The following is an 8,669-nucleotide window of genomic DNA, read 5'->3' as shown; positions in this document are numbered from 1 at the left end:
TTTCAAAACTCGACATTTGACTTATTAGACATTCCCATTTAACTTTTTCTACTGGAAGCTCTATGGCTAAAAATTTGTTTGAAGTGGTACAAACTCTTTTTATTCCCTTTGTGCTGCTTGGTCTTGTGTGCGCGTCAACGGTGCGCTTTGATTCAGAAAAATTAAAAAAACGATTTTGGAAAGCACTTGCAATTCTGGCGATTCTCGTCCTCGCCGTCTCTTTTTTACGCGAAAAGCGTCTTATCCGCTACAATCAGATTAACAATATCAGGCTTTTAGTCGCCTCTCTTATCTTAGGACTCGGCTTCACTCTGCTGAGCTGGCTTCGCCTTCCAAGGGCAAAAACAGCCACAGCTTGCACAGGCCTTTTTTTTGTCGCCTGCCATCTATTTTACAGCATTCCCCTTGTTTTTTCCCTTCCCTTTCATTTTTTGGGAATGTACGACACTTATTTTTCTACGATGTACCTTGCAAAATGCACGGGCTATCTTTCAGGCTGGCTTATCTGTGCTTTGAGTGCACGGGCGGTCTACAAAATTCTTGTCCGTTCGTCAGAAAAGGTAAATTTCCTTGTTTTCTCCGCACTTTATCTTATAAGCGGCTTTATTTCCTTTGTCACTATTGTAGGAATCATCAACTCCTATTACAGAAGAAAGATTAAAATCCCCTCTGGACTACGAAAATCCCTGCCGCAGCTGATTACAGCCGAGAACATTATTTTCTTTCTTGCGATTCTCGTGATTATTCTTCTTGCCGTAGCTTTTTTCGTCTATCACAGGAAAATTCACGGCGAATACACAAATCCCGCTGAGCACAGAAAATTAAAGGCTTATGCGCGGAATAACCGCCGCTTGGCAGCTTTTACTCTATTTTTATGTCTTCTTGTCTGGCTTGATATGACGGTAATCAAAGGCCTTGCCAACAAAATCGTAGAACTTTCCCCTTCTGAGGAATTTCAAATCGAAGGAAATGAGATTTTCATTCCTCTGGAGCAGGTTTCTGACGGTCACCTGCACCGCTTCACCTGGACGAATGAGGCGGGCAAGGGAATCCGCTTCATCATCGTGCAGAAAAAAGGAACGAGTTTCGGCGTAGGATTTGATGCCTGCGATGTCTGCGGTGATGTAGGCTATTATGAGCGAAAGGATGAAGTCGTCTGCAACCGATGCGATGTCGTCATGAATAAGAGCACAATCGGTTTAAAGGGCGGCTGCAATCCTGTCCCGCTTTTTTCAAGAATCGAAAACGGAGGAATCATAATCCTGACCGATGATTTGCAGAAAGAGGCAGGCAGATTTAAAAACTAGGAGCAATTTTATGTTTCTGCGTATGGTAATTCGCGCGCTGGTGCGGCAATGGAAAAAAATGCTGATGATTGCCTTTACGATTGCTCTGGGTTCATCCCTTGCAACGGCGATGCTCAATGTCATGTTCGATGTGGGCGACAAGGTGAATCAGGAATTGAAGACTTACGGAGCCAATATCCGAGTCCTGCCCCAGAGCGCAAGCATTATGAGCGATATGTACGGAATCGAAAACGAATCTTTCCTCCGTGAAGATGAGCTTGGAAAACTCAAGACGATTTTCTGGGCCTTTAATATAGTTGATTTTTCACCTTATCTTGAAGGAAAGGCAGAACTTAAAGGCGGAAGTGAAATCAAAGTGACGGGAACCTGGTTCAATCATCACCTTGCCCTTCCTACAGGCGAAGAGCTGGACACAGGCATGGTCGCCATGAAAAAGTGGTGGACTGTCAAAGGCCAATGGCTTTCTGACGGCGAGAAAGAAGATGGTGAAAATCCCAAAGTCATGGTCGGCTCGGAGCTGGCAAAAAAACACGGACTGAACCTTGGAGACACGATTTCTCTTTCTACAAAAACTACAAAAGAAAAATCTTTTACTGTGGCAGGTATTTTTGACGCCGGCGGGGACGAAGACGAATACGCTTATGTCAATCTTTCTGACGCGCAAAAACTCTTTGACAAAAGCGGCCTTATTTCTTCGATTGAGGTCAGCGCCCTAACAACACCCGACAATGATCTGGCAAGAAAGGCGGCTCAGGATCCAAGTGCCTTAAACCAGATGGACTGGGACACCTGGTACTGCACGGCTTATGTCAGCTCAATCTGCTATCAGATTCAGGAAGTGATTTCAAATTCCGTGGCAAAGGCGGTAAGGCAGGTGGCGGAAAGCGAGGGGGCTATTTTGAACAAGACCCAGCTTCTCATGCTTCTGATTACGATTTTAAGCCTGATTGGCTCGGCTCTGGGAATCTCAAACCTCGTGACGGCAAGCGTCATGGAGAGGAGCAAGGAAATCGGTCTTTTAAAGGCAATAGGCGCTTATGACGGCCCGATTTCTGCCCTCATTCTCACGGAGATTCTGATTACGGCTGTAGTCGGCGGCGTTATGGGATATTTTGCAGGTCTGGCTTTCGCTCAAATCATCGGCCAGTCAGTCTTTGACTCGGCAATCGCGATAAAAGTGACGGTGATTCCTCTCGTGGCGATTTTGATTTTCGTCGTCACACTGTCAGGATCCCTTCCATCAATAAGGCTTTTGCTTTCACTTAAACCTGCGGAAGTCCTGCACGGAGGACATTAATGACCAGACAGAGAATGTATTTCAAGATGATAACAAGTTCCCTTATGAGACGGAGGTCTCGGATGCTGGTGGCTTTGCTGGCTGTGGCAATCGGCTCTACTATTTTGAGCGGACTTGTGACGATTTATTATGATGTTCCCCGGCAGATGGCTCAGGAATTCCGCTCTTACGGAGCCAACCTGCTTTTGGTTTCGCCGGACACGAATCCTTTAAAAAAAGAAAGCGTGAATCATGCCCGCTCTATCATTCCCGGCGGCAAACTGGTGGGGCTTACTCCTTTCCGCTATGAGACCGTAAAAATCAACAACCTTCCATTTATGGCGGCGGGAACAGATTTCGAGCAGGTGCAAAAGACTTCGCCTTACTGGCTGGTCTCAGGCTCCTACCCCCAAAAAGAGGATGAAGTTCTTTTGGGGCAGACGGTGGCAAGTGCTGTGGCTTTAAGCACAGGCTCAAAAGTCACCTTGAATGGCCTTGACTCCAATGGCAAGGCATTCAGCCAGACATTTACGGTTTCCGGCATCGTGCAGACCGGCGGCAGCGAAGAAGAATGCCTTTACATGAATCTGGAAAAGCTTGAATCGCTGATGAAAACTTCAGGACTTCTTGATGTGGCGGAATGTTCCGTTTCATTGAGCGGAAAAGAGCTTGAAAATCTTGCGGGAACTCTTTCCCTCAATGTGGAGGGCGTGAATCCTAAGCCTGTGAAACGGCTTGCAAAATCAGAGGGCACGGTTCTGAAAAAACTCCAGTCTCTGGTCTACATCGTCACTCTGGTCGTCTTGATTTTGACCATGGTATGTGTCGCAACAACCATGATGGCGGTGGTGGCGGAGAGACGGCAGGAAATCGGCCTTAAAAAATCGCTGGGGGCTTCAAACCAGAGCATAGTCGGCGAGTTCTTGGGCGAGGGCTTGTTTCTGGGAGCCTTGGGCGGCATTCTGGGAGTGATTTTAGGATTTGCCTTCGCCCAGGCGGTGAGCGTTAATGTCTTTGCGAGAAGCATTTCCTTCCTGCCGCTTTTGGTTCCGGTCACGATTTTGGTGAGCGTTCTGGTGACAGGACTTGCCTGCCTGCTCCCGGTGCGGAGCGCGACAGAGGTAGACCCGGCATTAGTTTTAAAAGGAGAATAATATGGCGTTACTTGAATTGAAGGATATTTCTAAAATATATTCTGGCGGGACGGTTAAGGCTTTGAATCATGTGAGCCTTTCCGTCAACGAGGGCGAATGGGTGGCGATTATGGGCCCAAGCGGCTCCGGGAAATCCACGATGATGAACATAATCGGCTGCATGGATAAGCCTTCCATGGGGCAGGTGATTTTGGACGGCAAGGACATAGCCCAGGAATCTAGTAAAAGCCTGACCCAAATCCGGCGGGACAAAATCGGCCTGATTTTCCAGCAGTTCCACTTGGTAAACTACCTCACAGCCCTGGAAAATGTCATGGTCGCCCAGTATTACCACTCCATGCCAGACGAAAAGGAAGCCATGGAAGCCCTGGAGCGGGTGGGACTGGCCGCGCGGGCAAAACACCTTCCAAGCCAGCTTTCAGGCGGTGAGCAGCAGCGGGTTTGCATCGCCCGCGCGCTCATAAATCATCCCCAGCTGATTCTTGCCGATGAGCCAACGGGAAATCTTGACGAAGCCAACGAAAACATGGTCATCGACATTTTCAAAAAACTCCATGCCGAAGGACGCACAATTATCGTCGTCACCCATGCGCCGGAAGTGGCCGCCTTTGCAGAGCGTACAATCGTTTTGGAGCACGGAAAATACGCCAGGGAAATCAAAAATGAAAAAAAGGAATCTTGACATTAACCTACCAATCAACTAGGATATTATGATTTCTTTCAAAATCAAGGAGTTTTTATGAAAAAAATATCTTTTGCTGACATCGCTTTTCTTGTTTTGTCACTTGTTTTGTGCTTGGGTTCACATTTCGCCTTTCATGCCTGCCCTGCGAAGAGCGACGGAAGCTGGATGGTCTGTCACTGGGCAGAGCGGGTGGTAACGGCTCTGTCCGCTGTTTTTGTGATTTTATCAGCGGCTCGTTTTTTCCTCGAAGCAAAGACAAAACTGGGCATTTCGATTTCATTCCTGCCTCTTGCGCTAGTGACTGCCCTTGTTCCCGGCATAATCGTAAATCTCTGCATGATGAAGGACATGAGATGCCACACGGTAATGCGCCCCAGCGTCATCGTTCTCTCGATTTTAATCTGCGCCCTTTCAGTTGTGGATATTCTTGTTCTTCAAAAAAAGAAGCAGTAGGGGAAAGTCTTCCCCTCGCGCCCACTTCGTAGGTCGCTACCCCTTCTCCTAGGGCAAAGCCCTAAAACCCCTTCTTCGGAGTCAAAATGAAATTTTCTTCGCTTCCAATAATCAATCTTCTCGGAAAAAAAGGACGCTCAGCCACCCTCTTCGTATTCGCACTGATTCTTTCTTTTTCACTCTTCGGAGGAGCCCTTATTCTCACCAGCCTTAAAAACGGACTTAAATCTCTGGAACTCAGGCTTGGCGCGGATATCATCGTCGTTCCATACGAAGCCCGCACAAAGGTGAGCGCGGACACAATCTTGAATCAGGGAAACCGCACTTATTTTTACATGAGCAATAAAAATCTGGAAAAAGTCGCCGCTATTGAGGGCGTAGAGCGGGTTTCGCCACAAATCTACATGTGCTCCATGAACGCAGGCTGCTGTTCGGTCTCCTTGCAGGTTATCGGCTTCGATCCAGAAAGTGATTTTACGATTCAGCCTTGGGTGCGCCAGTCATTCAGCGGAAAACTCGGCGACGGCGACATTTTAATTGGAAGCAAGGTGACTCTCACTGAAAGCCGAAAGCTCCGCTTCTTCGATAAGCTCTGGAACATTGCAGCCCAGCTGGAAGAAACAGGAACGGGCTTAGACAATGCTATTTTCGCCAATGTAAACACGGTTCAGTCACTAATGGCTGCGGCAGAAGAACTAGGCTACGGCTTTGTAAACGACAAATCTTCCGCCAGAAATATGATTTCCACGATTATGGTGAAAGTCGCCGATGGCTACGACATAGACAGCATCGTAAGTCAGATTCAGCGGAAAGTGCGCAAAACTCAGGCTGTCAGGACAAAATCCATGACCTCAGGCATTTCCGACAGTCTCTCAGGCTTTTCAAAAGTCACAGGATTCCTGATGCTGGTGGTCTGGATTCTCTGTCTTTTCATTCTTGTCGTTGTCTCAAGCCTTATCATCAACGAGCGCAAAAAGGAATTCGCCGTGCTCCGTGTCATGGGAGCAAGCCAGAAAAAACTTTCCCGGCTGGTGATGGCAGAAGCCTTTCTGGTGAATGCGGCAGGCTCTCTTTCAGGAGGTGTCCTTGCCCTGTTTTTTATCCTGCCCTTCCACACGCTGATAAAAAACGCCATCGGACTTCCCTTTTTGCTTCCGAAATTTCCGATTATATTGGCCCTGCTTCTTTTGAGCCTTGCGCTCTCACTTCTTTTCGGCTGCCTTTCGGCAAGCTACGCGGCCTGTAAAATCTCGAAAGTGGACACGGGAGTCATTTTGAGAGAAGGAAACTAGGAATTTGGAATGAGGAATTGATATGATACTAAAAGCAGAAAGCATCAGCAAAAAATATTATCGTCCGACAAAAAATGCCTCCCACTTTGAGGCGGTGAAGCCTCTGGATTTTTCACTTGAAGAAGGGAAAGTCACTGAAATCACAGGGCGGAGCGGTAGCGGAAAAAGCACACTGCTTTACATGCTGGCGGGACTTTTAAAGCCAAGCTCCGGGAAAGTCTTTCTTGACGGAAAAGACTTGTACTCGCTGAATGACGAAGAGCTTTCCCGGCTCCGAAACGAAAAAATCGGCGTGATTCCCCAGGGTCAGACCGGGCTTTTTGCCCTCACTGTCCTTGAAAATGTCCTTGCTCCGGCCGCAATCTACGGAGAAACGAGCTTGCTTGAAAGTCGGGCAAAAGAACTTCTTTCCCTTGTGGGAATCGCTGACCTTGCCGACGCAAAAATGACTGAGCTTTCTGGCGGCGAAATGCGGCGCATGGCCATTGCCCGCGCCCTTATCCTTGACCCAGAAATTATTTTTGCCGACGAGCCGACAGACGATTTGGACGACGAGAACACAAAAGCCGTGCTAGAGCTTTTACAAAAAACTGCAAAGAACGGAAAATCAGTTTTGCTCGTGACCCATGAAGCAAGCGCCGAGCAATATGCGGATAAAATCTACAGAATGGACGCAGGAAGTTTGTTAAATTAAACTCTAGCTAGAACAATCAATCACATTTTAGTCTTCTCAACCAAAAGGAAGCCTTCTCAATCCTATGTTAAAAAAAGGTATTGAAAGTTATCCCAGTCTAATATATATTATTTTTATCTAATTTTTTTTCAGACAATATCACAGGAGAAACAGTTGTTACCTTTGGTTTTCGCGAATGCTGGAGAAGAGCAAATCATCAAAAAAATCGGCGGAAGCGACGAAGTTAAGCGTCACCTTGAAAATCTCGGCTTTACGGTGGGAGGAAGCGTCACCATCGTAAATTCTCTTGCCGGGAACGTAATCGTAAAAGTCAAAGAATCCCGCGTTGCCATCAACGAGGACATGGCCCGCAGAATCATGGTCTGATTTTCTTTTTTGCAAATAATTTGGAGGTACTATAAATGAAGACATTGCGCGAAGCAAAAGTCGGCGAGACAGTCAAAGTCGTAAAGCTTCATGGCGAAGGTGCGGTCAAACGCCGTATCATGGACATGGGCGTTACGAAAGGCGTTGAAGTTTATGTTCGGAAAGTCGCTCCCTTAGGCGACCCCATCGAAGTCACTGTTCGTTCTTACGAGCTTTCCCTGCGAAAAGCAGATGCGGAAATGATTGAAATCGAATAGGAAGACAGGAGTAAAAAAAATGAACATAAGAATCGCATTGGCAGGAAACCCGAATGCCGGAAAAACCACGCTTTTCAACGCGCTCACCGGCTCAAATCAATTTGTAGGAAACTGGCCCGGAGTCACGGTCGAAAAAAAAGAGGGAAAATTAAAGAAGCATGACGGTGTGGTCGTAACAGACCTGCCAGGCATTTATTCCCTTTCACCATACACATTGGAAGAAGTTGTCGCCCGAAATTACCTCGTGGGCGAGCGTCCAGACGCAATCCTCAATATAGTTGATGCCACAAACCTCGAACGCAATCTCTATCTTACTACTCAGCTTGTAGAGCTTGGAATTCCTGTAGTTGTTGCCCTCAACATGATGGATCTGGTAAAAAAAGCCGGGGATAAAATCGACACGGCAGAACTTAGCCGCCAGCTGGGCTGCAAAATCGTCGAGATTTCCGCCCTCAAAGGCGACGGAATCATGGAAGCTGCAGAAGAGGCAATCAAGGCTGCCAGCGAGACAAAAACCGTGCCCCAGCACTCATTCTCTGGCCCTGTTGAGCACGCAATAGCTCACATCGAAGAGGCCGTCGTCCACTCACTGCCGGACGAGCAGCAGAGATGGTACGCCATCAAGATTTTCGAGCGTGACGATAAGGTTCTTGAAATGCTCAAAGTCGAAAAGACAACTCTTGAGCACATCGAGACCGACATCAAGGCGGCCGAAAAAGAGCTGGACGATGACGCGGAAAGCATCATCACCAACGAGCGATATATTTACATCGCAAACATTCTCAAATCAAGCTACAAAAAGGCGAATGCGGGCAAGCTCTCAAATTCAGACAAAATCGACCGCATCGTAACCAACCGCTGGCTGGGTCTCCCGATTTTCGCGGTCATCATGTTCCTTGTTTACTGGATTTCAATGGTAGGAATCGGAGCAAGCGCCACGGACTGGGCAAATGACGGTCTCTTCGGAGACGGCTGGCACTTGTTCGGAATCGGCTCGTCTGCCTATGAGGAAGCGGCCGAAGAATACGGCGACACTCCCGCAATCCTTGAGGCTATTGAGGCCGGGAAAAAATCATACATCGTAATTGACGAAGAGACCCTTGAGCCCTCTGAACCAATCGAAATCACGGAAGAAGCTGCCAGCGAGGCAAAGAAAATGGCAGAAAAATACGGCGAAGAAGGCCC

The 8,669-nt window shown here is 47.6% G+C and carries 10 protein-coding genes; all 10 read left to right on the top strand.

From position 1 onward, the window contains the following. Window positions 1-62: 62 nt before the first annotated feature. Window positions 63-1,307 carry a Fe-S-containing protein gene (locus tag B2089_RS08920; RefSeq protein WP_296686830.1) on the top strand — a complete coding sequence of 415 codons (1,245 nt, stop codon included), beginning with the start codon at window positions 63-65 and terminating at the stop codon, window positions 1,305-1,307. A gap of 10 nt (window positions 1,308-1,317) precedes the next feature. After that, complete coding sequence (locus B2089_RS08915) at window positions 1,318-2,604, top strand: ABC transporter permease (protein ID WP_296324449.1); 1,287 nt, start codon at window positions 1,318-1,320, stop codon at window positions 2,602-2,604. Further along, complete coding sequence (locus B2089_RS08910) at window positions 2,604-3,737, top strand: ABC transporter permease (RefSeq protein ID WP_296686826.1); 1,134 nt, start codon at window positions 2,604-2,606, stop codon at window positions 3,735-3,737. Before B2089_RS08915 ends, B2089_RS08910 begins: the two co-directional genes overlap by 1 nt. Before the next feature lies 1 nt (window position 3,738). Then, the gene (locus tag B2089_RS08905) at window positions 3,739-4,419 is read left to right on the top strand and encodes an ABC transporter ATP-binding protein (protein WP_296322804.1); all 681 of its coding nucleotides are present in this window, start codon (window positions 3,739-3,741) and stop codon (window positions 4,417-4,419) included. A 57-nt stretch (window positions 4,420-4,476) separates the two neighbouring features. Further along, window positions 4,477-4,875: a DUF4418 family protein gene (locus B2089_RS08900; RefSeq protein ID WP_296322801.1), complete on the top strand. Its 399-nt coding sequence runs from the start codon at window positions 4,477-4,479 to the stop codon at window positions 4,873-4,875. Window positions 4,876-4,961: 86 nt separating this feature from the next. After that, window positions 4,962-6,167, top strand: a complete 1,206-nt coding sequence (locus tag B2089_RS08895) for an ABC transporter permease (RefSeq protein WP_296322798.1) — start codon at window positions 4,962-4,964, stop codon at window positions 6,165-6,167. 22 nt (window positions 6,168-6,189) lie between these two features. Then, a complete protein-coding gene (locus B2089_RS08890) occupies window positions 6,190-6,861 on the top strand; it encodes an ABC transporter ATP-binding protein (RefSeq protein ID WP_296322795.1) in 672 nt (223 codons plus the stop codon). A gap of 153 nt (window positions 6,862-7,014) precedes the next feature. After that, window positions 7,015-7,227: a FeoA family protein gene (locus tag B2089_RS08885; protein WP_296322792.1), complete on the top strand. Its 213-nt coding sequence runs from the start codon at window positions 7,015-7,017 to the stop codon at window positions 7,225-7,227. Between the two features lie 35 nt (window positions 7,228-7,262). Further along, window positions 7,263-7,484, top strand: a complete 222-nt coding sequence (locus B2089_RS08880) for a FeoA family protein (RefSeq protein WP_296322789.1) — start codon at window positions 7,263-7,265, stop codon at window positions 7,482-7,484. 19 nt (window positions 7,485-7,503) lie between these two features. Beyond that, window positions 7,504-8,669 (top strand): ferrous iron transporter B (locus B2089_RS08875; protein WP_296686820.1); only part of this gene is annotated, 1,166 nt, incomplete at its 3' end.

Source organism: Treponema sp. UBA3813, assembly GCA_002368605.1.
Taxonomy (GTDB): domain Bacteria; phylum Spirochaetota; class Spirochaetia; order Treponematales; family Treponemataceae; genus Treponema_D.
Note: the sequence above shows the minus strand (reverse complement) of the source record. Positions and strands in the feature narration are given on the sequence as shown.